Below are 20,486 nucleotides of genomic sequence, written 5' to 3'. Positions count from 1 at the left end.
TTATGACAGGAGATTGGCCCAGGCGGAACGAGCCGGGTAGAATGCCCGGACATGCCAACCGGGATCGGGAACTGACAGGGTGCCGCGACCGCAAGGGGTCAATCAAATTTCTGAAAAAGATGACTTTTTTCCTATCGGTCCGAGTAGCGCCGCGATTCTGGAAGCCGTTCGGGTCATCGGTCCGGTTGCGCGCTCCGACCTGCCGGTGCCGACCGGCCTGTCTCAGCAGACGGTGCACCGGCTGTCGGAGGAATTGCTCGAAAAGGGTTTTCTCGAGCGGCGCGACCCGGTCATTCAGGGTCGCGGAAAGCCCAGCCCGAGGCTCGCCGTCAATCCCGCCGGCGCCTACGGGTTTGGGGTATCCGTCGATACGGATACCGTGGAGACCGTCTGGGTGGACCTGGTCGGAAACATACTGGCGCAAGCCAGGATCGATGTGGATCCCAATGAGCCGGAAGCGGTGATTTCGCGGGCGCGGGACGTGGCGGCCGCGCAACGGCAGGCTCTCGGCCTTGACCCGCGCCGGGTGGCCGGCTGCGGCGTGTCGATCCAGGGTTTCAGGCTGACCCGCGAAAACCGGTTCACCACGCCTCAACCGCTCGACAACTGGACCGGCTTTGCCATCGAGGATCGCTTCAGCGCCGTGTTCGAATGCCCCGCCTTTGCGGAAAACAACGCCACACTGGGTGCCATTGCCGAGCTGTGGAGCGGCGCCGGCAAGACCTATCCGACATTTGCCTATCTTTCCTTCAACTACGGCTTCGGCGGCGGGGTCGTGCTCGAGGGCCGGCCTTTCTACGGCTTCAACCGGAATGCCGGGGAGCTGACCTACTTTTATCTTGAGGAAGAAAAACGGGACCGGCCAGCCCTGCAATTCCTGATCGAGGTGCTGCGCGAAGAGGGCCTTGAGGTGCCGAACATCGAGTTCGTGAAATCACGTTTCGATCCGCAATGGCCCGGAGTTGCGGCGTGGGTGGACCGTGTCGCCCCCGCTCTCAACCGGATGGTGCGCGCGCTTACCGCCATTCTCGATCCGGCGGCTATCGTCTTCGGCGGCGAAGCGCCGCCCGCCCTCAGGCAGATGCTGATCGAAGCGACGGGCCCGAGGCTCCCTGACAGGTACGGTCGCACCGTCCCGGGACCGGATTATGTCCAGAGCCTGATTCCCGCGGAGCCGAGCGCCGTCGGCGCCGGCATTCAGGCCATCCGCCGCAGGGTGCTCAACGGGCACTGAGGGAAGCGGACGGCAAAAAGGGCGCGCAAACCTGCCCGCGCCCTTTGATTTGTCAGAAGATTTGCCTCAGCGGGACCGGCTCAAGCCGCCGCGACGTTCTTCAGGAAGTTTTCGACTTCCTGCTTCAGTTCTTCCGTCCGGGAGGCGAGCAGGCCCGACGCATCCAGAACCTCCTGGGAGGACTCCGACGTCTGGTTCACAGTGCTGGAGAGATCCGACATGCGCGAGGACACGAAGGTCGTTCCTTCCGCGGCCTTCTGGGCGTTCTGGGAAATCTCTCCCGTAGCGGAACCCTGCTCGTCAACCGCCGCCGCGATAGTGCCGGTATAGGAATTGACCTCTTCCATGATCGTCGTGATCTCGGCGATGGCGCTGACGGACTCCTTGGTGGCGTCCTGGATCGCCGTGATCTGGGCGCTGATTTCCTCGGTTGCCTGTGAGGTCTGCGTGGCCAGTTCCTTCACTTCCGCCGCGACGACGGCAAAGCCCCTGCCGGCTTCACCGGCCCGGGCGGCCTCTATCGTGGCGTTGAGGGCCAGGAGGTTGGTCTGCTCGGCAATGGCCTGAATGAGGGTCACGACTTCGCCGATCTTCGAGGCGGAGGCTGCCAGACCCTCGACCTTTTCGTTGGTTACCCGTGTGCCCTCGGTGGCGCGGCCGACAACTTCGGTGGTCTGGGAAACCTGACGCGAGATCTCGCCGATGGAGGCGGAGAGCTCTTCCGCGGCGCTGGCCACGGTCTGAACGCTGGATGTCGCGTCGTCGGCGGAGTTGAGGGTTTCCATCGCGCTGGCGGCGCTCTGACCCGAGAGATCCGAGAGCCGGCCGGCGGTGCCTTCGAGGCCATGGACGGTTTCGTCAACGGAATTCAGGACGTTGGAAACACTGTTCCTGAAAGCGCCGATCAGGTCCTGTATCGTGCCCTGCCGCCCGACCGCTGCAGCTTCGGACTGCATTTGCCGGTCTGTGAGTTCCAGCCGCTCCATGGCGCGCGATCTCAGCGTTTTGACCGCATTCGCCAGAATGCCGATCTGGTCGGTGCGGCCTTCATAAGGCACCTCGATTTCCAGATTGTCCCGGGCAATCTCGCCGATGATGTCGCCCTTGTTGGAGAAGATCGGCTGATAGACCGTGTAATAGTCCTTGCCGAGGATGTTGGCCTCGCCGTGGAAGGTGTTTCCCTTCGTCACCACCGGGTAAACGGCTCCGTTCTGGCCCAGTGGTGTGCCGACCGCGCGCTTGCCGTCACCCTTGATGATGTTGGTGGACTTGCGCCAGAAATCCCTGGTTTCCTCATCCCAGGCAAACACGGTTGCCGTCTCACCCGTCATGCGGCCGACCACGTCAATCATGTCGTGATTGTCGAAGCTGGGGATTTCAGCGAGTTCGATCTTCGAAACGTTGCCGGTTGAGTTCCAGGTTACCCGCGCGCCCTCGATGCGCTCTTCCAGAATCGTCGCGGTGACACGCAGGTTGACGTCCTGCTTTTTGAGAGCCGTATCCTGAGCCTGTCCCAGCGCAACCTGATAGAGGATCACTCCGACCACGAGCATGGAGATTGCAAGTAATCCTGTTGATATTATTGCGAGTGTTGAAGTTATGCTTAGGCGTGAATACAGATTTCTCATTGTTAGCCCTCTGACAATTTGAAAATTATTTATCAGTCAGCGGTAAATATTGTAACAATGGATTATACATAAAGTTGTTATCTGGATAAGCTACTCTATATCGTGTTGTACTCTACGGAAAAATTACGATGACTAGTCCAGTCATCACAATTCATCTGCGTCAGTGGAAAGATTTCTGGACAAAGCAAAACGGGCGCCGGATGGCGCCCGCCGGATATGAATGCGGTCAGATGAATTTTACCGATGCCGGCAGGTTGCTCGACCACCTTGAAAGCAATCGGCCTTCAGACCTCGGTCGGTTGATCTACGCCGCCGCCTTCTTCGGCGTAATCAGGCCGCGGTTGATCAGGACTTCGGCGATCTGAACGGTGTTGAGCGCTGCTCCCTTGCGCAGGTTGTCGGAGACGACCCACAGGTTCAGGCCGTTCTCGACCGTTGCGTCCTCGCGGATGCGGGAGATATAGGTCGCGTCCTCACCAGCACTTTCATACGGCGTGATGTATCCGCCGTCTTCATGCTTGTCGATCACCAGGCAACCGGGCGCTTCGCGCAGGATGTTGCGCGCCTCGTCCGCCGAGATCTCGTTTTCGAACTCGATATTGACGCTTTCCGCGTGGCCGATGAAGACGGGAACACGCACCGCGGTGCAGGTCACCTTGATCGCCGGGTCGAGGATCTTCTTGGTTTCGGCAAGCACCTTCCATTCTTCCTTGGTGTAGCCGTCTTCCATGAAGTCGTCGATATGCGGGATGACGTTGAAGGCGATGCGCTTGGTGAACTTGCTCGGCTCGACCGGATCGTTGACGAAAATCGCGCGGGTCTGGTTGAACAGCTCTTCCATCGCGTCCTTGCCGCCGCCCGAAACGGACTGGTAGGTGGACACGACGACGCGCTTGATCTTCGCATGATCATGCAACGGCTTCAGCGCCACGACGAGCTGCGCGGTGGAGCAGTTCGGGTTGGCGATGATGTTCTTCCTGGAAAAACCGGTGATGGCGTCGGCGTTCACTTCCGGCACGATCAGCGGAACGTCCGAGTCGTAGCGCCAAGCGGAGGAGTTGTCGATGACGACGCAGCCCTTGGCGGCGATCTTCGGAGACCATTCCTTGGAGACAGTGCCGCCCGCGGACATCAGGCAGATGTCGGTGTCGGAGAAGTCGTAATTTTCCAACGCCTTAACCTTCAGCGTCCGGTCGCCGAAGGAGACTTCCGTCCCCTGGGAGCGGCGGGAGGCGAGGGCGACGACTTCATCGGCCGGAAATCCGCGCTCGGCGAGAATGTCCAGCATTTCGCGGCCGACATTGCCGGTGGCGCCTGCGATTGCGATCTTGAAACCCATTGGATCAGTCCTTGTCCGTCTCCCCGCTTCACCGGCCGCCCGAATTCGATGGGCGTGGTCGGCTCCCGGCACCTCCCATCCCCGGGGAGGCGGGATGAGCGGCACCGTCAGGCGGTGGTTTTGGTTGTCTTGGTTGTCGTTTTAAGAGCGGTCACGGCAGCCGTCCGGGTCTCGCCGCGCAGGAAGGTCGCGCTGGCAAGGGCCTTGGACATCATATCCAGAATGTCGGCGTTCAGCCGGGTCATTGGAAGCTCGCAATCGTCAAAACTTGAGACGGCGCTGTTTTTGCCCGGAATTCCACCTGAGTCAACCGGGAAAGCCATAGCCGGCGGCAATCGCTTGTCAGCAATTGAAGAGCCTCCCCGGTCCAGCTCCGTCCACGGGGAGGCCCGCAAGGGTCATCATGTGCCAGGCAAGGGCCAGATTCGAGCTTATCACAGGCTTGCCGAGGCGTTGCTCGCAGCGTTCGATCACCTTCAGGGTGCGCAGGTTGGTGCAGGAGGCAAAGACCGCCTCGATGTGCTGCTCCTCGCCGACCGCGCATATGGCTTCTTCGACCGATCGGAGCGCGATCCTGGCGACGACGACCTCTTCCGCCTGACCGAAGGAGCCGACCGTGACCGGAGACAGCCCGTTTCGCACCAGCAATGCGCAGATCGCGTCGGAGACTTCGGCCACATAGGGAGAGATCACCCCGATCCTGGTCACATTCAGACGATGCAAGGCGGCGACGACGGCGCGCGCAGGATCGGTGACGGCGGTGTCGGCGTGAACGGAACGAATTGCAGCGGCGACCTGATCGGACCCGATCACCGTGGCGCCGGAGGTGCAGGCATAGCCGACAACATCGAGCGACCGGGCTCCAGGCAGGAGATTTGCGGCTTCCGCAAGCCGGTCCTTCATCCTTGCAAGAGTTTCCGATGTCACTTCGGGCGCGCTTTCGATCCTGCTGTGATAGAGCGCCGCGTCGTCGCGGCTGAACAGCGGACGGAACTCGTCCTCGATGGTCTCGTCCACGGACAAGACGATCAGGCCGAGAGATTTTTTCCGCTGCGTGTCGCAATCGAGCTTGAACGGCAGTTTCATGGAGGGCTCACCGCTTCAATCGAGGAGGACCGGAATGTCCGGTTCGGCGGGTCGGCTGAGGAATTCAGGCGCGCCGTCGCGGATAACGATGTTCTCCTCATGCACCATCATTTTTCCGTTGCCCAGATCGATGCCGGGTTCGAGTGTCAGAACCATGCGCTCCCGCAGGAGTGTCGCGTCAAAACCCATCAGTGAAGGCGCCTCGGTGAGTTGCATGCCAAGGCCGTGACCGAGACGCCCGACATCGCCCTCTCCCTGACCAATCGTTTCGGCCATGGCGCGATAGAGGTCGGCGCAGGTCCGGCCCGGCCTGGCAATGGCCGTGGCGGCACGGATCGCCGCCACCAGCGTTTCATGGGCCTGCCTGACGTCGTCCGTCGCATGTCCGATGGCGAAATTGCGGTCGAAATCGCAGAAATAGCCGTACCTGGTCGCTCCGGTGTCGAGCATCAACACATCGCCTTCCTCAAGCACCTGACCGGTCGGCGGGGAAATCACGTCGCCATAGCCGCCCCTGCCGGCGCCGCCGACAAGATAGGGAACATCGTCGGCACCCTGGGTGAGTAGTTCGATCCGGAAGGCTTTGAACGCGTCCTTGAGCGTTTGTCCCTTGCGGAACAGGTCTGGAGCCCTGGCGAAAGCCGCCGACCCGATTGCGCAGATGTCGCGCAGCTTTTCGAGTTCGGCTTGCGATTTCACCATCCGGAGGCTCTGGATCAGATCGGTGGCGTTGACGAACTCAGAGCCCGCAAGGCGGGTCTGCAGAGACCGGAAGTCTTCAAGCGGCATGCGCAGGCTGCTTTCGCGGCCCATGGGCATCCCGATTGTGTTGAAATCCTTCAGGACGCCGGCCAAAAGGCTTATGCCGTCGTCCACCGGGTGCGGTGCGGAAAACGGTCTTATGTCGTCCAGCCAGGTGGCGGCCATCAGATGGGCGCCAATCTGCGGGATCACGGCAATCGGCTTGCCGCTTGCCGGAAGCACCAGAAACCACGGCCGGGTCGGGCTCTGCCAGAAAAGTGTTCTGAACCCCGAAAAATACCGGACCTCCGCTTCCGTTGTGAAGAAAAGCGCGTCGAGGCCCGCCGCGTGCATGGCCCGCTGCGCGCGTTCGGTGCGCGCGGCGAATTCGGTTTCGGGGAAATCCGCGTCAGCCATCCTCCGGGCCTTCCGAAAGATAGCAGAGGACGCGCGAGTCCGGTCCCAGGTTCAGGGCGGTGGCATGTGCGCCCGCATGATGCAGGGCGGCGATCCCGGCGGCTCCCGAAGGCGTGGTCGCCAGGTTGTGCGCGGCAAGCAAGGCGACCGTATCGGCGGCTTCCTCATCCGTAACCGTCGTGAAAAAATCGGCTTCCCGGGCGAGATATTTCAATGCCAGATGCGAGGGTTCCTTGCAGTCGAGCCGCCCCATGACCGACACCGGGCCGGGGGCGGTGACGGCTTTTCCAGCCTTGATGCTGGCCTGAAGGGCTGGCGCGTAGTCCGGTTCAACCACCATGATGGTCACCTTCTGGCCCCAGGTGGCGCGAGCGCTCAGGGCGCAGGCGGCCGCAAGCCCACCGACGCCGGCCTGCAGGAAGACATGGGTGGGCGGTTCCGGCATCTGCCGCGAAATCTCGTCGCCCATGATCAGGTAACCTTCCATCACATCGCGCCCGGCCCCTGTCATGTCCGGCCAGGTGCTGTCGGGAAGCAGGATCCAGCCGTTCCTGGCCGCCTCCCTTTGGGCTTCGGCCATGCTGTCCTCATAGGTGGCGCCGGCCCTGACGACGCCCGCACTCGTTTGCCGGAGCCTGACGGCAAAGGCCTCAGGCACGGTTTCGGAAACGAATATGACGGCCTTGGCACCGTAGAGCGGCGCGCCGGCGGCGAGAGACAGGCCGTGATTACCGGCGCTGGCGCAGGCAAAGGTCAGGCCTTCGAGAGCGGTGCCATAGTCCTTCGCGTTACCCTCGCGAACGGCCAGTCCCGCGCGCTTGGCGATCGCGTAGGCGGCGCCGAGAGCCTTGAAACTGCCAAGACCCATCCGGTTACGCTCGTCCTTGATGTAAAGCGCGCCGATACCGAATGTCCCGGCGAGTTCCGCCGGATCCAGAAGCGGGGTCGCTCGTGCGTCGGGGCTTCTCTCCAGAAAGCCGCTTGCCTCGGCCGCCGTTTCAGAGAGTTCGCCTTCGGCGAGACCGGCGCCTGCCGGCAGGCCCTTGCCCCGCCAGGGATTTTTGAATGTGTCCATGCGTCGCCCCGATGCTGTTGTGCGCGCAGGTCAGCAGCAGTTGAGGCTGAATACAAGTTTTCCTTTTCAAATGACGGATTATGCCGGGATCAGGGCCGGTGCTTCACAAACACGATTTAAGGCTTGCAAAGAATCTATAAATCAAGATATCATGAATCATGGATATAAATGCTGCCTTGAGTGCCTTTGGGGCGCTTAGTCAAAAAACACGGCTGGAAGTGTTCCGGCTGCTGATCAACGCGGGTCCGGCCGGCATGAGCGCCGGAGATATCGGCGAAGTGCTGGGTGTTCGCCAGAACACGATGTCGGCCAACTTGTCGGTGCTGCTGCAGGCGGGACTGGTCCGTAACGAGCGCGAGGGCCGGACCGTCCGGTATTTCGCGGACCTTGAAGGCACGAAGGAGCTGTTGACGTTTTTGATGGCTGACTGCTGCGGCGGTCATCCGGAATTGTGCGCGCAGGTGATGGAAGCAATCGCCTGCCGGAAAATCTAGCTCGGGGAGGTCCCTATGTCGGACGGTGTCTATAACGTACTTTTTCTGTGCACCGGGAATTCCGCCCGGTCGATCATGGCCGAGGCCATCCTGAACCGCAACGGCGCGGGCCGCTTCAAGGCCTTTTCCGCCGGGTCCGATCCTGCCGGGAGCGTCAGGCCGGAAGCTGTGGCGCTTCTGCGGAAGCTGAATTTCAAGACAGATGATCTGCGCTCCAAGGACTGGAGCGAGTTCGCCGAGCCGGGCGCTCCGGTGATGGATTTCGTTTTCACCGTCTGCGACAACGCCGCGAAGGAAAGCTGCCCCGTCTGGCCGGGCCAGCCGATGTCCGCCCATTGGGGTCTGCCGGATCCCGCGGCGGTGGAAGGCACCGAGGCCGAGAAGCAGGTCGCCTTCAACGAGGCGTTCCGGATGCTCAACAACCGCATCTCGATCATGATGAGCCTGCCCATGGCGTCCCTCGACAAGCTTTCCCTGCAGAAGAGGCTCAACGACATCGGCAAGACCACCCGCGAACCGGCCTGACGGCGGCGCCTGAAGAGCCGTCCGTACCCTAAGACAGCAAACCCCTGCGTTCAGACGAGCGCAGGGGTCTTGCTTTCAGAGGCAGATGAGCCGCGTGTGTCGTCCGGTGGAACTGGCGGGTGACAGCGTCCGGTATAAAAGCATTCGAGTGATATCATCCCGGCAAGGACGGATGCATCGCTCCCCGTGGGTATCTCACGGTTACTTCGGGCTGGGGCAAATGGCCCGGAAAAAGGAAACGCACTCCACCCGGCGGTGGAACACAACATCCTGCCCATCTTGATTGGTTCCCGCCGATGCTGAGTGAGAGACCTGCTTCATGTGCAGACCGGGATCCATGGCCGCATTGGCGGATGATGCCACCGCGAAAACCGAGAAAATCGCTGCTGAGATAATTGTCGTCCGGAACATGTCTGTCTCCTTCAAGGCATTTGAACCAAGGCTTGCAGGAGTCAATCTACGGAACATTGGCGGACCGCGCCTGTGCCGCCCGTCACTCCGGTTCATGCTGCCTGGAGTGACGGTGAGGTTTGCCGATCAGGAGTGTTGGGCCATAGGGCGCCTCAACTCTTAAATCAGGTGTTCAGGCCGGGGCGTTTCCTTCCCGCGCCGGGCGCAGGGTCAGCAGCGCCAGGACAAACGCCGTCAGGGCGCAGGCCGCGACAGCGCCCACCAGCGGCAGCGGCGTGCGGTCGAAGAACGGGCTGCAGATCAGGATCATCACGCCGCCGGAGACCATCTGGAATGTACCGCCCAGCGAGGCGGCCATGCCGGCATGTTCGCCATGTTCCTCCAGGGACATCACCATGGTCGGCGCGATGACCTGTCCGAGGCAGGTGTTGCCGATGAAGAGCAGGGCCATCAGCACCGGCAGGTCGTCGATCCCGCTCCAGACCAGCACGAAGAGCAGCGACGTTGCCGCGGTGAATCCGCAGACCGCCAGAAAGGCGACGCGGGCCATGCCGAAGCGTTCCCCGAGCGTTGCCGCGAATTGCGACGACGCGAAGAAGCCGACCGCGTTGAGCGCGAAGACAAGGCTGAAGCCTGTCGGCGTCAGGCCGTAGCGAGTCATGTAAACAAGCGGCGCGGCGGCGATGAACACGAAGAAACTGGCCAGCGAGAAGCCGGCGATCAACGTCAGGCCCATGAACCGTGCATCCCGCAGGAGGTAGACCGCGCTGCGGATCATCGCCACCGCATCGATCCGTCCGCGGCGCTCCGGTGGCAGTGTTTCAGGCAGCAGAAAGGCCATTTGCACCATCGCGGCCAGCGCGATAACCGCAAGGGCGCCAAAAATCAGCCGCCAGCTGCCGAACTGGATGATCACGCTGCCGGTCAGCGGTGCCAGCATCGGCGAGATGCTGATGACCAGCATGACGAGAGCCATGAGCCGGGTCGCCTTGCTGCCGGTGTGAAGGTCGCGCACCACGGCGCGCACAATCACCATCGGCGCGGCCGCGCCAAGCGCCTGCACGAAACGGCCGATCGTCAGGGTGGAGACATCGGGCGCCGTAGCGCAGACCGCGGAGCCGACGATGAACACGACAAGGCCGATAAAGACGGGCAGCTTGCGGCCGAACCGGTCGGCGAGCGGCCCGTAAAAGAGCTGCGCGACACCGAAGGCGATGAAATAGACCGTGAAGGTCATGTGGACGGCCGCATCGTCCGTATTCAGGTCCCGCACAATCTCAGGCATTGCGGGGAGGTAAAGGTCAATTGCGAACGGCCCGACAACGGCCAAGAGCCCCAGCACGACGGCGGAGCGGACAAATCCGATCTGCATATGAAAATCCGAAAAAAGGGCAGCGTTCGAGGAGAAAGGTGACGCCACAAATTGGGAACATCCTACCATAGGGGCTATTGGCTGGATGTCCAGACGCTACTTGCGGAGGCCCATTGTTTTTCCGGCGTGGACCGGGTTTTTCTGGTGTGAACCGGCGATTGCCTCCGGCGCGCCTTTGGCGCGCCGGAGGCAATCTTGCAAGAATTTGCGGCTATTGAGCTCATTTTATCCAGGTCGACCGCCTTGCGTCGTCTGGGACTTGGAAGAGGTTGAAGAAGGCGAACGGGTCATCTCCGATTGCACGCTCAGTATGCTGTTGACGGCCGAGGTGCAGTTCACTCCGAAGAAATCCGTGTAGAAGGTGTCGATGAGAACTTCAGTGTGTTCCCTCAGGAAACGGTCGAGCGCTGCTTGTTTGATGAAGCTGTCTTCAATCACCAGATAGTCGCCAACGTCCAGGTTGGGGACAAGCAGGTTCAGAAAATCATCGGTTTTTTCATGAAAGTCTTCAATGAAGAGGCATGGCCGGGCCAAGCGAAGCTTCGGCAGCTCATCACGCACCCATTGCAGGCAATCGGCAATATGGTGTTTGGCATTGGTGTGAAAGCCTTCGGGAACTTTTCCGGTTCGGTCCACGGAATGGAGATCGCAGTCCAGGCCGAAAAGCTGGGCCAGATCGGACATGAAACCTGTAGATCCTCCATGTCCCGTACCGAATTCGACGATCGTGGCCGGTTTCAGTTCGAACAGGAGCATGGCGTAGATCATCATGTCGCTGGCGGGCTTGAATACCGGCACATCGCGCCATTTAAGAACATCGCTCGCGCCTTGACTGCTCAAGAGCGCCGCTTTGTCCCATTCGGTCCCCGGGACCTCATTCGCGGTGAGATCGCGAAGATCGGCTTGCCTGTCCTTCCAGGAGACGAAACGCGGCGAGGGAGCCGTCAGATTTCCTATATAGGATCGTAAAATGCTCCGGTCGAACCGCTCGAGTGGGTGTCGGGCGGCCAAAAGCGTCAGCATGTAATTGTCTATATATTTCGGAATTCCATCGAGAAGCCGTTCCGCCTTGATCCGCCGAGAAAGCAGGTCCGCGTCGGCTTTTGACGGGTTTTGGGAGGCGATTTCCCCAGTCTGGTTTTCCGACCCGGACGAAAGATATGCGCCAATTAGCGTTTCGAATCTGTATGCGGTTTCATGGCAGTGCAACGCGAGATAACTCGATAGCTCCGGTACTGAAATCTCGCTGGATTTCCCTGTCATTTTCGATCCACCATAATGACCATGGCAAGCTTGCATCCTTTTGCAACAGGAGCGGAGGCATGTGGGTAAAGCACTCCTCCGGGGAACATCACTGCCATTCCTGCGCGTGGCTTCAACGACACGCCCAAGGTCGGAAACATCAGCTCACCACCTGAAAAATTGCCGTTCAGATACCAGATGAGCGTCCAGGCGCTGTTGTCGGCATGCATATCAAGCCCACCGCGCGGACCGGGCAGATAGCGTGCGATATAGGGGGTTTGCGGTGTCAGAGGCCGCGTATTCGCCGTTTCAAGTATGGTTTCTCGAATGAAGTCTTCCTGCGTCCGGTACAGGCTGAAGATGCCGGGATGTTCCGAAATCCGGAAATCCTCACCGACGGGATTGGCTCCCCTGTCCCGTTCATAGTCTGAGAAAGAGGTCGCGAGATCCGCAATCCGTGCTGAGAGACCGGGATCGAAGATCCGGCCCCAATACAGCTCGGCGGCTACGCGATTTAGCATATCCGCACCCATCTCAATGTTGGCAGGCCGGCCGTTGCGCATGCGACAGGATTTCCTGAACGGAAGCCAAGGCACCTGACAGCACGGCTTCGGGATACCGGCCGGGTTGAATGCGCGGGAGGATGACAAACGGCAGGCGGAGCGATCCCGAACCCATGAGATACGCTTCCAGGCTCTGTGCGAGCGCCTGATCAATTCGCCCGAAGCCCTTTAGCTGACCTCCCAGGAGGTTGAGGATCGTCTGGACCTGGGCAAGCCGCAAATCGCGCTTCGGTTCAAGCCTCTGGGCGGCAGACAGCAATCGCAAATTCGCTTCTGTCAGATCCGTCAGCCTCGCGAGATTGCCGTCGAGGTAATGGAGATACGAGGCGGTCGCCAGATTGCAGGATTGAGCGAGTTTCTTGAGGTAGGGGTCTGTGAGCGAGGGAACCTTGATCGAACCGAGCTCAAGGTCTTCAGCACAGCTCTCGTAGCTATCAGGCGGTGTCGTTTTTCTTATCGTTTCCAGCGTTCTCAGGAACGCGGCGACGTCGCGTTTCACGGTCTCGTCCGGAGATGACAATTGCAGAATTTCAGGAATGGAAAAACTCTTGATCGTAAGATCGGTGCCGGGGTCCTCTCCAGACCTCGCCGCTTGAACGGATTTCATGAATACCGCCAATCTTTCAGAGCCATTGAACCGGAAGGGAGGGCAGGGCACATCGGAGCCTGTCGTCCAGGACAAAGGGCAGGCGCCGCCGCAAACCGGCAGATAGACGCATTCGGCGCAGGGAAAGCGCCGGTTCTCGACCTGGTCGTGCCAATCCCACCTGGGGACCTGATCGATGGACTGCCATAGTCCGGCGTTGCCCAAACTGTCCTTTGGAAGATTGACCGGCGTCAGGGGAGTTTCCGTACAGCGGTGAACCTCGCCGTCGTGGCCGACGACAATGTGCGACGAGGAGACCACGCGGCACACGATCGGTTTACGTTTCGGTAGCCGGGGACTGGTAAATCCCGTGGCGATGAGTTTCCGCAACCAGACAATTTCCCTGGCTGCAAATTCGTCAGGTGCAAGGAAAAGGTCGCGGTTGTTCATCGCACCCCAGGGATGAACGTTCGCCGGATAGAATTCGATCCTGTCCTGAATTCCCTGTTCGACAAAATAATCAATCAACCGGTCGAAACTCTCCACGTTTCTCCTGTCGATGTTGCACCTTATGGAGAGCGCCAATGTGTTCAGATCGAGGTCGCCGGCCACCGCGCGGATGTTTCCCATGATGCGCTCAAAAGTCGGCCGGCCGGCTTTGGTGCACCTGCGCTTGTCGTGGACGTCCGGCAGGCCGTCGAGTGTGATGCTGACGGACCTGATGTTCAGGGAAACATGGCATTCGCGCGCGATATCAAGCGTGAACATCTGACCGCCAGTCACGAGCGCCGCGTCATAATCAAGACCGTGTCTTGCGGCGACGCCTTTCAGTGAGGCCGTGACTTGCCGCATCTGGTCGAAAGCCAGCAAAGGTTCACCGCCGAACCAGTTGACATTGAGGCGCGTGTGGCATGGCCGGACGGAGCGATCGGCCAGTTGCGCAATGTCTGAAATCGATTTCGGCTGGATTCGGCCTTTTTCGTGCTTTTGACCGCAATACGCGCCAAATTGGCCAAGATTGCAGCCCAATGCGCAATCCGAACTCGGGAGGATCACGATGTCGAGAACGGAATCGTTGCCTGCCGCCTGTCGGTTTTCCGCGTTCACAAGATCGCGCTCGTCGATTTCCCCATCGACGAGGAGACGAGCTTCAAGCAGATTTTCGATAACACGCCCGCTGATCTTGTCCAGCGTTCCGTCTTCGAAGTGACCCGCATCCTCCTTGTCCAGCTCGACAATGGATCCGGTCCGTGTCGACCAAACGGCGATCTTGTTTCCGAATGCGGCTGTTACGCGATAACGGCTCGGCGCAAAGCGGTGTCGTTGCGGTTTCACAGGCACCCCCATGTCTGACGGTTCTGCTTGGTCGCTGCTAGCAAACGTTGACCTTGTGCGCGAAGTCGGCCGGGCCGACAGAGAATAGTGTGCCCGACAGAATGCCTGGCTGGCGTTCAATTCGAGCCTTTATGGAAGGCTCAGAAACAATTTCCGCAAGGCTCTCTCCCACCTTGAAGTGGACTTCCCTGCGCTTTTCATCACCTTCGGCCGTGAAAGTTCCCACACCAAGAAGATCAACGGAGCCGCCTTCCTGCAACGTTGACTGTATGACGACGCTTAGTACTTCAAGAGCTTCTTCAACTTCCGCAGCTGTCAACTTGGCATTCATGGCAATTTTTGCGATTAAATCGTAGTGCGATATCTTTTCAGCCATTTTAAAATATCCTACCGAAAATTACTTTGGGTAATATTAGTATGCGTTCAATCGGAGACAATTGTAAGTATGCATGAGGAATTTTCTCCCGGATGGCGATCCGAAATCGACCTGAACACAACGCTTGGAATTGAAAAACACGATGGGTTCTATGCGGTTAGGTCAAGACTTCACCCCGACCACGTTTGGGGGAACTTTCTTCTCTTCGAGGCGCTTCCCCGGAAATCGAAGGCGCTGACCTGGATCGGGCTGCATGAAATGGTATTTCCCGGCAGAGCCGCGGCCTTTTCGACTGCCTTCGGCTGGATGAAGGACAGGCAGGGGACGGAACATGAACAGGAACTGATCCAACGGGGTTTCGCCATTGGCCGGGAGACCGTTTTCTGCGCCGGTCCGCGGGACATCGCGCCTGTGCCCGGGGAAGGCGGCGTCCTAATCGAGCCGGTTTCGAAGGACATTGAGTGGCGGCGCATACTGGACAACCGGATCAGGGCATTCGCCACCGGGAAATACCAGGATTTCAAACAGCGTTTTGAACAGGATAAATTCCAGCAGTTCAAGGCGCTTTCCAGGCAGGGACGGGGAAACTGGTTTGTTTTACGCCTGGCTGGCGCGGAAGTTGGCGACATGGGTATCTTTCTGGATACCGGTGGCGGTGCCCGGCTGCAGGAGGTCTGGATCTATCCTCAGCATCAGGGCAAGGGCCTTGGAAAAATGATGGTGGCGCTCAGTTGCCGGGCCATGCTCTCCAGGTTCGATCCGGATGTCTTTATTTCCGTGACCGGTCCGGACAGTCCGGCCGGCGGGCTTTATCGCTCCATCGGATTCAAGCAGGCCGGCACGCTCGCCCGGGCGGTGCTGATCAGGCAGGATCTCAGACTGGATGAGATTATGGCTCTCAATGGAACCTGAAGTTCATTTCCACCGGTGGAGTCCGCCAGTTTCACGGCATTGCCGAATTCGCAATGGCGCGTTGAAGGCCGACACAAATTCCCCGACCGGTGCTTCTGCCCAGAGGTGTCACCAAACCTTCATGTAAATGTCACCGAACCTGCAATCTCCGACACTAGCTTGCCGCCACCTCAAACCCAACAATATGGGAGCTAGTGCAATGGCGAATCTTCGCGGGCGTTTCCTGAAAGGTGTCAGTCTTGCCGCCTTGTTCGGCCTTGGGGCCGTATCGGCGGCTCAGGCGGACTATTTCGAGCGTATCAACACCTATCCGGTCTACAAGACCCTTCCGGCAGGCGCCGATCCGGCCACCCAGACGGTCGCGGAAATCATCTACGCTTCCAAGGACGGCCGCACGCTGGTGTTCACCGACAGCCCGGGCGAGGCCATCGTCTTCGTCAACGCCGCCAACCCGCTGAACCTTCAGCCGATGGGCCGTACGGCGCTCGGTGGCGAGCCGACTTCCGTCGCCGTCGGCGCCAAGGCGGCCTATGCCGGTGTCAACACCAGCGAGGATTACGTCAACGCCACCGGTCATCTGGCTGTCATCGCCCTGGACGGCCTCGGCATCACCGCCAAATGCGACGCCAAGGGCCAGCCGGACAGCGTCGCCATTTCCGCCGACGGCAAGTTCGTCGCGATAGCCATCGAGAACGAGCGGGACGAAGACCTGAATGACGGCGTCATTCCGCAGATGCCCGCCGGTCACCTGGCGATCTTCGATCTCGACGACAACGGCATGCCGACCAACTGCGACGCAGTACGCATCGTCGACATGACCGGCCTCGCCGAAGTGGCGCCGAGCGATCCGGAGCCGGAATTCGTTTCCATCAACTCGAAGAACCAGGCTGTGGTCACGCTGCAGGAAAACAACCACATCGCCATCGTCGACCTGGCGAGCGGCAAGATCCTCGCCAATTTTTCCGCCGGCACGGCTTCGGCTGAAAACATTCCGGTCTCCAAGGCGCGCATGAGCGATGCGTCCGGTTCCACCGAAAACGTCGCGCGCGAGCCGGATGCGGTTGCCTGGATCGACGACGAGCGTTTCGTCACCGCCAACGAAGGCGACTATCAAGGCGGCTCGCGCGGCTTCACCATCTGGAACGCCAGCGGCGAGGTTCTCTTCGACAGCGGCAACCAAATGGAACATCTGGGCATGTCGCACGGCCACTACCCGGCCAAGCGCGCCGCCAAGAAGGGCACCGAGCCCGAAGGCGTGGCGGTCGGTGAGTTCGGCGGCGAGACGCTGATCTTCGTCAATTCGGAGCGCGGCAACTTCGTCGCGGTCTACAAGGACACCGGCGCCGAGCCGGAATTCGTCCAGTTCCTGCCGACCCATGTCGGTCCGGAAGGCTCACTGACGATCCCGAGCCGGGATCTCTTCGCGGTTGCCAACGAAGTGGATGAGGACGGTGTGCGGGCGCATGTCTCGCTCTACAAGTTCGGCGCCAAGGCTCCGGCCTATCCGTCCGTTGTCTCCGCCATGGACCCGGAAAAGCATGCTCCGATCGGTTGGGGCGCTCTCTCCGGTCTGGCCGCCGATCCGCAGGACGCCAACACGCTCTACGCTGTCAGCGACAGCTTCTATGACGATGCCCGCATCTTCACGCTGGACATCTCCTCCTCGCCGGCACAGATCACTTCCTATGTCACCGTTCAGGGCGGCAAGCAGGCGAAACTCGACCTGGAAGGCATCTCCGTTGCAAAAGACGGCGGCTTCTGGCTGGCTTCCGAAGGCCATCCGGACAAGGAGCTGCAGCACCTGCTCTTGAAAGTCGGCACCGACGGCACCGTGCAGGAAGAAATCACCCTGCCGGAAGAGCTGGTCGCACAGGCGCAGCGCTTCTCCTTCGAGGGCGTTGCCGAGTTCGAGATGAACGGCGAGACCCTGGTGGCCGTCGCCGTTCAGCGCGAATGGAAGGACGATCCGAAGGGCATGGTCAAACTGGCCATCTACAACCCGGCGAAAAAGTCCTGGGGCTTCGTCCACTATCCGCTCGACGCGCCGAAAAGCGCTGCCGGTGGCTGGGTCGGCCTGTCGGAAATCGTTTCCATGGGCAATGGCGAATTCGCCATCCTGGAACGCGACAACAAGGGCGGTGAGGATGCTGCCATCAAGCAGATCACCACGATCTCTCTGGATGGCGTGACACCGGCCGCCTATGGCGAAGAGCTTCCGGTTCTGGAAAAGCATTTCGCGATGGACGTTCTTCCGGCCATGGCGGCCGGCAAGGGCTGGGTGCTGGACAAGCCGGAAGGCCTGGCCATCACCGCCGGCGGCCGCCTGATCCTGGTCACCGACAATGACGGCGTCGACGATGCGCCGGGCGAAACCCAGCTCATCGACCTCGGCCCGGCATCGCGCCTGCACTGAGGCAAATAGTTCAAGGTCCTCCCAAGACCTGACGGAAAACCCGGTGGCTTCGGCTGCCGGGTTTTTTGTTTGCCCCTCGGGAAAGACGCGCTTGCCGGCGTCTCTTGTTTTTCTCCGTCCTGCCATGGCATCCATGCCGTTTCGCTGCCGCAAACCCGGTCTGGCACGAAGCGAGATCATGGCGTGGATTGCAGGGTCAAGCCCTGCAATGACTGCGCAATTTCGATGGATGCGTCGGTATAACTCCGGAAAGAGGTGATGACTTCGCCGAGAACGAGCCGTTCCGCAGAACGTTCAAGGCTGTATGGCAAGGTCGGGATTCTGTCGTATAGGGAGGCCATGACCTTCCTCTCGAACATGCCAGCCATTGCCGTCTCATGAGCGCCAGTCTCATCGGTCTTTTCGGACTTTCGTTCCTGGCGGCGACGCTTCTGCCCGCGCAGTCCGAACTCGGGCTTTCCGGCCTGATCGCCGCCGGAACCGATCCGGTCGTCCTGCTGGTGGCCGCCGCCAGCCTCGGCAACACGCTCGGGTCCATGGTCAACTGGGGGCTCGGGCGCGGCGCGGCGGCGTTCTCCGGGGCACGCTGGTTTCCGGTCAAACCCGGGAAGCTGGAGCGGGCGACGGGCTGGTACCGCCGCTACGGCCGCTGGTCGCTGCTGATGAGCTGGGCGCCGGTGATCGGCGACCCGCTGACCCTGGCGGCCGGAGTGCTGCGGGAACCTTTCTGGAGCTTCACTCTGCTGGTGGCGATTGCCAAGACGGCGCGTTATCTGATCGTTGCGCTGGTGACGCTGCAGGTGTTTTGAGGGGGGGGGCTGCTGGATTTCGGCAATTTTGGACTTCCTCTGCCGGGTTGCCGCCTGAGCGCCGTCCTTACTGCTCGAAGCGTCGGTTGATGAGCCAAGGGTGCGATGTTGGCCAACCTTGAATATTTACGACACATGTCGTATATTTAGCGTCAATTGACGCGAAGGTGCATGTAATGGAAGCGGTGCAGGTGGAAAGCGATGTCGGGCGTGCTGTCGGGCTTCTCGGCGGGGAGAAGGCAATCCACGCCAGGGTCCGAAACGCGATGGACGCGCATGAGGTTCTGTTGAAGGGCCTGCCTGCTGATGCGCTTCTGCATCTCGTCTCGGCGGTGACATTTCTGGAGCGAGGCGACGCCCTTAAAAAGGCGATCGGACTCAGTCTGCGCACGCTGCAGCGGCACAAGGCCAAGAGCGCCCCGCGGCTCCTCAGTGTAGAGCAAAGCAACCGGGCCTGGCGTTTCGCGGAAATCTTCGCCCACGCCATCGATGTGATGGGGGGTGAGGAAGCCGCGGAAATCTGGATGAACAAGCCTGCAATCGGCCTCTCCAACCGGAAACCTGTCGATCTTCTTGCGACCTCGGCCGGGGTTGAGGCGGTCGAGGAATACCTGACCCGCCTGGAATACGGGGTTTATGCGTGATCCCGTTGCCGCCTCCGCTTGGCTCGGGAGAGATCAGGCTGTGGCGTATCGACCAGGAACGCCATTACAAGACGTGGCACACGGGAGAAGGCGCTTTCCGGGTCGGCGGGCGCTGGAACACGCCGGGTGTGCGGGCGGTCTATGCATCGCTGGATCCGGCCACGGCCTGCCTAGAGGTGGCCGTCCACAAGGGTTTTGAGGTTCTGGACGTGGCTCCCCATTATCTGACCTCCGCCCGGATCATCGATCCCTCGAAGCTCCATGTAGTTGAGCCTGATGATATCGGCAATCCGAACTGGATCACGCCTGCCTCTCCGGGCAAGAACCAGCAGAAATTCGGCAATAATCTTCTTCGCAAACATGGTTGCATCCTGATCCCCTCTGCCGTTTCCCGGCATAGCTGGAATCTGATCTTTGACGCGGATCAGGCGGACGGCCTTTATGGCGATGTTGCCCGGGAGAGGTTTGCTCTCGACCCACGCCTGCAGACCCTCTCCTGATTCCGCCCTTCCCAAAAAGCCAATCCATCGTCATGGTGCGCTCATGAGCGCATTGTTTGAAGAACTGGATTATTCACCCACGCCCATCGGCGCGATTTCGCTGCGCCGGCGGCATATCCTCGCCCTCAAGACCGATGTCTTCGAGATATTGCTCGGCGAGGAGCACTTGATGTCGAGCCTGTTCACCGCATCCGAGGTGGCGCTGGCCGATATGGGGCTCGCGGCGCTAAGCGGCGGGGACCTGGATGTGCTGGTGGGCGGGCTGGGCCTCGGCTATACCGCTCAGGCCGCGCTGGCGCATGATGCGGTTGCCCGGCTCACGGTCGTTGACCTTCTGGAGCCGGTGATCCGCTGGCACAGGGAAGGGCTTGTGCCGATGAAGGCCGAGCTCGCCGACGACCCGCGCTGCGAGCTGGTGCAAGGGGATTTCTTTGCCATGGCGGCGTCCGATGCCGGCTTCGATGGAGACCGGCCCGCCCGTCAGTATGACGCCATTCTGATCGACATCGATCACACGCCGGACCGGCTGCTGCATGGCGGGTCGCAAGGGTTCTACACCGCAGATGGTCTGCGCGCTCTGAAGCGGTTCGTGAAGGCCGGCGGGATTGTGGGGCTGTGGTCCGACGAGGCGCCGGATGAGGCGATCACGGGTTTGCTGGGGCAAGCCTTTGAAGAGGCCTGGGCCGAGCCGGTGGTGTTCGCGAACCCCCTGCAGGACGGGCGCGAGGTCACGCAGGCCGTCTACCTGGGCCGCAAGGGCTGAGCTGAAATCCGCTTAAACGCG

The 20,486-nt window shown here is 60.5% G+C and carries 22 protein-coding genes; 9 read left to right on the top strand and 13 right to left on the bottom strand.

Annotation, left to right across the window (positions count from 1 at the left end):
- Positions 1 to 79 precede the first annotated feature (79 nt).
- Positions 80 to 1,234 carry an ROK family transcriptional regulator gene (locus CLV41_RS15160; protein ID WP_103223258.1) on the top strand — a complete coding sequence of 385 codons (1,155 nt, stop codon included), beginning with the start codon at positions 80 to 82 and terminating at the stop codon, positions 1,232 to 1,234.
- An 80-nt stretch (positions 1,235 to 1,314) separates the two neighbouring features.
- On the opposite strand, the gene CLV41_RS15155 is transcribed toward CLV41_RS15160, so the two are convergent.
- The 6 genes from CLV41_RS15155 to CLV41_RS15130 form a co-directional block, all read right to left on the bottom strand.
- Positions 1,315 to 2,787: a methyl-accepting chemotaxis protein gene (locus tag CLV41_RS15155; RefSeq protein ID WP_208987527.1), complete on the bottom strand. Its 1,473-nt coding sequence runs from the start codon at positions 2,785 to 2,787 to the stop codon at positions 1,315 to 1,317.
- Positions 2,788 to 3,166: 379 nt separating this feature from the next.
- Complete coding sequence (locus tag CLV41_RS15150) at positions 3,167 to 4,201, bottom strand: aspartate-semialdehyde dehydrogenase (protein WP_103223256.1); 1,035 nt, start codon at positions 4,199 to 4,201, stop codon at positions 3,167 to 3,169.
- Positions 4,202 to 4,308: 107 nt separating this feature from the next.
- Entirely contained in the window at positions 4,309 to 4,446 is a 138-nt protein-coding gene (locus tag CLV41_RS27785; protein WP_170107206.1) for a hypothetical protein, read from the bottom strand.
- 97 nt (positions 4,447 to 4,543) lie between these two features.
- Complete coding sequence (locus CLV41_RS15140) at positions 4,544 to 5,287, bottom strand: maleate cis-trans isomerase family protein (protein WP_103223254.1); 744 nt, start codon at positions 5,285 to 5,287, stop codon at positions 4,544 to 4,546.
- Between the two features lie 15 nt (positions 5,288 to 5,302).
- A complete protein-coding gene (locus tag CLV41_RS15135; protein WP_103223253.1) occupies positions 5,303 to 6,445 on the bottom strand; it encodes a M24 family metallopeptidase in 1,143 nt (380 codons plus the stop codon).
- Positions 6,438 to 7,520 carry a pyridoxal-phosphate dependent enzyme gene (locus CLV41_RS15130; protein ID WP_103223252.1) on the bottom strand — a complete coding sequence of 361 codons (1,083 nt, stop codon included), beginning with the start codon at positions 7,518 to 7,520 and terminating at the stop codon, positions 6,438 to 6,440. Before CLV41_RS15130 ends, CLV41_RS15135 begins: the two co-directional genes overlap by 8 nt.
- Positions 7,521 to 7,678: 158 nt before the next feature.
- On the opposite strand from CLV41_RS15130, the gene CLV41_RS15125 reads away from it, so the two are divergent.
- Together CLV41_RS15125 and CLV41_RS15120 are read left to right on the top strand one after the other, a co-directional pair.
- The gene (locus CLV41_RS15125; RefSeq protein WP_103223251.1) at positions 7,679 to 8,014 is read left to right on the top strand and encodes an ArsR/SmtB family transcription factor; all 336 of its coding nucleotides are present in this window, start codon (positions 7,679 to 7,681) and stop codon (positions 8,012 to 8,014) included.
- A gap of 15 nt (positions 8,015 to 8,029) precedes the next feature.
- On the top strand, positions 8,030 to 8,539 hold the full coding sequence (locus CLV41_RS15120) for an arsenate reductase ArsC (RefSeq protein ID WP_103223250.1): 510 nt from the start codon (positions 8,030 to 8,032) through the stop codon (positions 8,537 to 8,539).
- Positions 8,540 to 8,740: 201 nt separating this feature from the next.
- Here CLV41_RS15120 and CLV41_RS27565 read toward each other — a convergent pair whose 3' ends face one another.
- The 6 genes from CLV41_RS27565 to CLV41_RS15090 form a co-directional block, all read right to left on the bottom strand.
- Positions 8,741 to 8,950 carry a hypothetical protein gene (locus tag CLV41_RS27565; RefSeq protein ID WP_146048572.1) on the bottom strand — a complete coding sequence of 70 codons (210 nt, stop codon included), beginning with the start codon at positions 8,948 to 8,950 and terminating at the stop codon, positions 8,741 to 8,743.
- A gap of 172 nt (positions 8,951 to 9,122) precedes the next feature.
- Complete coding sequence (locus CLV41_RS15110) at positions 9,123 to 10,322, bottom strand: multidrug effflux MFS transporter (RefSeq protein ID WP_103223361.1); 1,200 nt, start codon at positions 10,320 to 10,322, stop codon at positions 9,123 to 9,125.
- Positions 10,323 to 10,547: 225 nt separating this feature from the next.
- Positions 10,548 to 11,585, bottom strand: a complete 1,038-nt coding sequence (locus CLV41_RS15105; RefSeq protein ID WP_170107205.1) for a CmcI family methyltransferase — start codon at positions 11,583 to 11,585, stop codon at positions 10,548 to 10,550.
- Entirely contained in the window at positions 11,582 to 12,127 is a 546-nt protein-coding gene (locus CLV41_RS15100) for a 2OG-Fe(II) oxygenase (protein WP_103223247.1), read from the bottom strand. The genes CLV41_RS15105 and CLV41_RS15100 overlap by 4 nt, the downstream gene beginning before the upstream one ends.
- Positions 12,099 to 14,048, bottom strand: a complete 1,950-nt coding sequence (locus tag CLV41_RS15095) for a radical SAM protein (RefSeq protein ID WP_170107204.1) — start codon at positions 14,046 to 14,048, stop codon at positions 12,099 to 12,101. Before CLV41_RS15095 ends, CLV41_RS15100 begins: the two co-directional genes overlap by 29 nt.
- Before the next feature lie 37 nt (positions 14,049 to 14,085).
- Positions 14,086 to 14,424 (bottom strand): HU family DNA-binding protein, encoded by a 339-nt coding sequence (locus CLV41_RS15090; protein WP_103223245.1) that lies wholly within the window; start codon positions 14,422 to 14,424, stop codon positions 14,086 to 14,088.
- Between the two features lie 69 nt (positions 14,425 to 14,493).
- On the opposite strand from CLV41_RS15090, the gene CLV41_RS15085 reads away from it, so the two are divergent.
- Positions 14,494 to 15,336, top strand: a complete 843-nt coding sequence (locus CLV41_RS15085) for a GNAT family N-acetyltransferase (protein WP_103223244.1) — start codon at positions 14,494 to 14,496, stop codon at positions 15,334 to 15,336.
- 199 nt (positions 15,337 to 15,535) lie between these two features.
- Positions 15,536 to 17,749: an esterase-like activity of phytase family protein gene (locus tag CLV41_RS15080; RefSeq protein ID WP_103223243.1), complete on the top strand. Its 2,214-nt coding sequence runs from the start codon at positions 15,536 to 15,538 to the stop codon at positions 17,747 to 17,749.
- A 176-nt stretch (positions 17,750 to 17,925) separates the two neighbouring features.
- Here the strand turns inward: CLV41_RS15080 and CLV41_RS15075 are convergent, their stop codons facing one another.
- The gene (locus CLV41_RS15075) at positions 17,926 to 18,117 is read right to left on the bottom strand and encodes a hypothetical protein (protein WP_103223242.1); all 192 of its coding nucleotides are present in this window, start codon (positions 18,115 to 18,117) and stop codon (positions 17,926 to 17,928) included.
- 9 nt (positions 18,118 to 18,126) lie between these two features.
- Here CLV41_RS15075 and CLV41_RS15070 point away from each other — a divergent pair, with 9 nt between their 5' ends.
- From CLV41_RS15070 to CLV41_RS15055, 4 genes are all read left to right on the top strand, one after another.
- Positions 18,127 to 18,558 carry a YqaA family protein gene (locus tag CLV41_RS15070; RefSeq protein WP_103223241.1) on the top strand — a complete coding sequence of 144 codons (432 nt, stop codon included), beginning with the start codon at positions 18,127 to 18,129 and terminating at the stop codon, positions 18,556 to 18,558.
- A 176-nt stretch (positions 18,559 to 18,734) separates the two neighbouring features.
- Positions 18,735 to 19,202 carry a type II RES/Xre toxin-antitoxin system antitoxin gene (gene parS, locus CLV41_RS15065; RefSeq protein ID WP_103223240.1) on the top strand — a complete coding sequence of 156 codons (468 nt, stop codon included), beginning with the start codon at positions 18,735 to 18,737 and terminating at the stop codon, positions 19,200 to 19,202.
- Positions 19,199 to 19,702 carry an RES family NAD+ phosphorylase gene (locus CLV41_RS15060; RefSeq protein WP_103223239.1) on the top strand — a complete coding sequence of 168 codons (504 nt, stop codon included), beginning with the start codon at positions 19,199 to 19,201 and terminating at the stop codon, positions 19,700 to 19,702. The genes parS and CLV41_RS15060 overlap by 4 nt, the downstream gene beginning before the upstream one ends.
- 43 nt (positions 19,703 to 19,745) lie before the next feature.
- The gene (locus tag CLV41_RS15055; RefSeq protein WP_146048571.1) at positions 19,746 to 20,465 is read left to right on the top strand and encodes a spermine/spermidine synthase domain-containing protein; all 720 of its coding nucleotides are present in this window, start codon (positions 19,746 to 19,748) and stop codon (positions 20,463 to 20,465) included.
- Positions 20,466 to 20,486 lie beyond the last annotated feature (21 nt).

The sequence above is a fragment of the Roseibium marinum genome (assembly GCF_002906165.1).
GTDB lineage: Bacteria > Pseudomonadota > Alphaproteobacteria > Rhizobiales > Stappiaceae > Roseibium > Roseibium marinum.
This window is presented reverse-complemented; position numbering and strand designations above follow the sequence as displayed.

Coding starts and splice junctions, on each gene's coding strand:
- CLV41_RS15155 (WP_208987527.1), bottom strand. CDS start 2,787: ATGCTCGTGGTCGGAGTGATCCTCTATCAGGTTGCGCTGGGACAGGCT.
- CLV41_RS15150 (WP_103223256.1), bottom strand. CDS start 4,201: ATGGGTTTCAAGATCGCAATCGCAGGCGCCACCGGCAATGTCGGCCGC.
- CLV41_RS27785 (WP_170107206.1), bottom strand. CDS start 4,446: ATGACCCGGCTGAACGCCGACATTCTGGATATGATGTCCAAGGCCCTT.
- CLV41_RS15140 (WP_103223254.1), bottom strand. CDS start 5,287: ATGAAACTGCCGTTCAAGCTCGATTGCGACACGCAGCGGAAAAAATCT.
- CLV41_RS15135 (WP_103223253.1), bottom strand. CDS start 6,445: ATGGCTGACGCGGATTTCCCCGAAACCGAATTCGCCGCGCGCACCGAA.
- CLV41_RS15130 (WP_103223252.1), bottom strand. CDS start 7,520: ATGGACACATTCAAAAATCCCTGGCGGGGCAAGGGCCTGCCGGCAGGC.
- CLV41_RS15125 (WP_103223251.1), top strand. CDS start 7,679: ATGGATATAAATGCTGCCTTGAGTGCCTTTGGGGCGCTTAGTCAAAAA.
- CLV41_RS15120 (WP_103223250.1), top strand. CDS start 8,030: ATGTCGGACGGTGTCTATAACGTACTTTTTCTGTGCACCGGGAATTCC.
- CLV41_RS27565 (WP_146048572.1), bottom strand. CDS start 8,950: ATGTTCCGGACGACAATTATCTCAGCAGCGATTTTCTCGGTTTTCGCG.
- CLV41_RS15110 (WP_103223361.1), bottom strand. CDS start 10,322: ATGCAGATCGGATTTGTCCGCTCCGCCGTCGTGCTGGGGCTCTTGGCC.
- CLV41_RS15105 (WP_170107205.1), bottom strand. CDS start 11,585: ATGACAGGGAAATCCAGCGAGATTTCAGTACCGGAGCTATCGAGTTAT.
- CLV41_RS15100 (WP_103223247.1), bottom strand. CDS start 12,127: ATGCGCAACGGCCGGCCTGCCAACATTGAGATGGGTGCGGATATGCTA.
- CLV41_RS15090 (WP_103223245.1), bottom strand. CDS start 14,424: ATGGCTGAAAAGATATCGCACTACGATTTAATCGCAAAAATTGCCATG.
- CLV41_RS15085 (WP_103223244.1), top strand. CDS start 14,494: ATGCATGAGGAATTTTCTCCCGGATGGCGATCCGAAATCGACCTGAAC.
- CLV41_RS15080 (WP_103223243.1), top strand. CDS start 15,536: ATGGCGAATCTTCGCGGGCGTTTCCTGAAAGGTGTCAGTCTTGCCGCC.
- CLV41_RS15075 (WP_103223242.1), bottom strand. CDS start 18,117: ATGGCTGGCATGTTCGAGAGGAAGGTCATGGCCTCCCTATACGACAGA.
- CLV41_RS15070 (WP_103223241.1), top strand. CDS start 18,127: ATGAGCGCCAGTCTCATCGGTCTTTTCGGACTTTCGTTCCTGGCGGCG.
- parS (WP_103223240.1), top strand. CDS start 18,735: ATGGAAGCGGTGCAGGTGGAAAGCGATGTCGGGCGTGCTGTCGGGCTT.
- CLV41_RS15055 (WP_146048571.1), top strand. CDS start 19,746: ATGAGCGCATTGTTTGAAGAACTGGATTATTCACCCACGCCCATCGGC.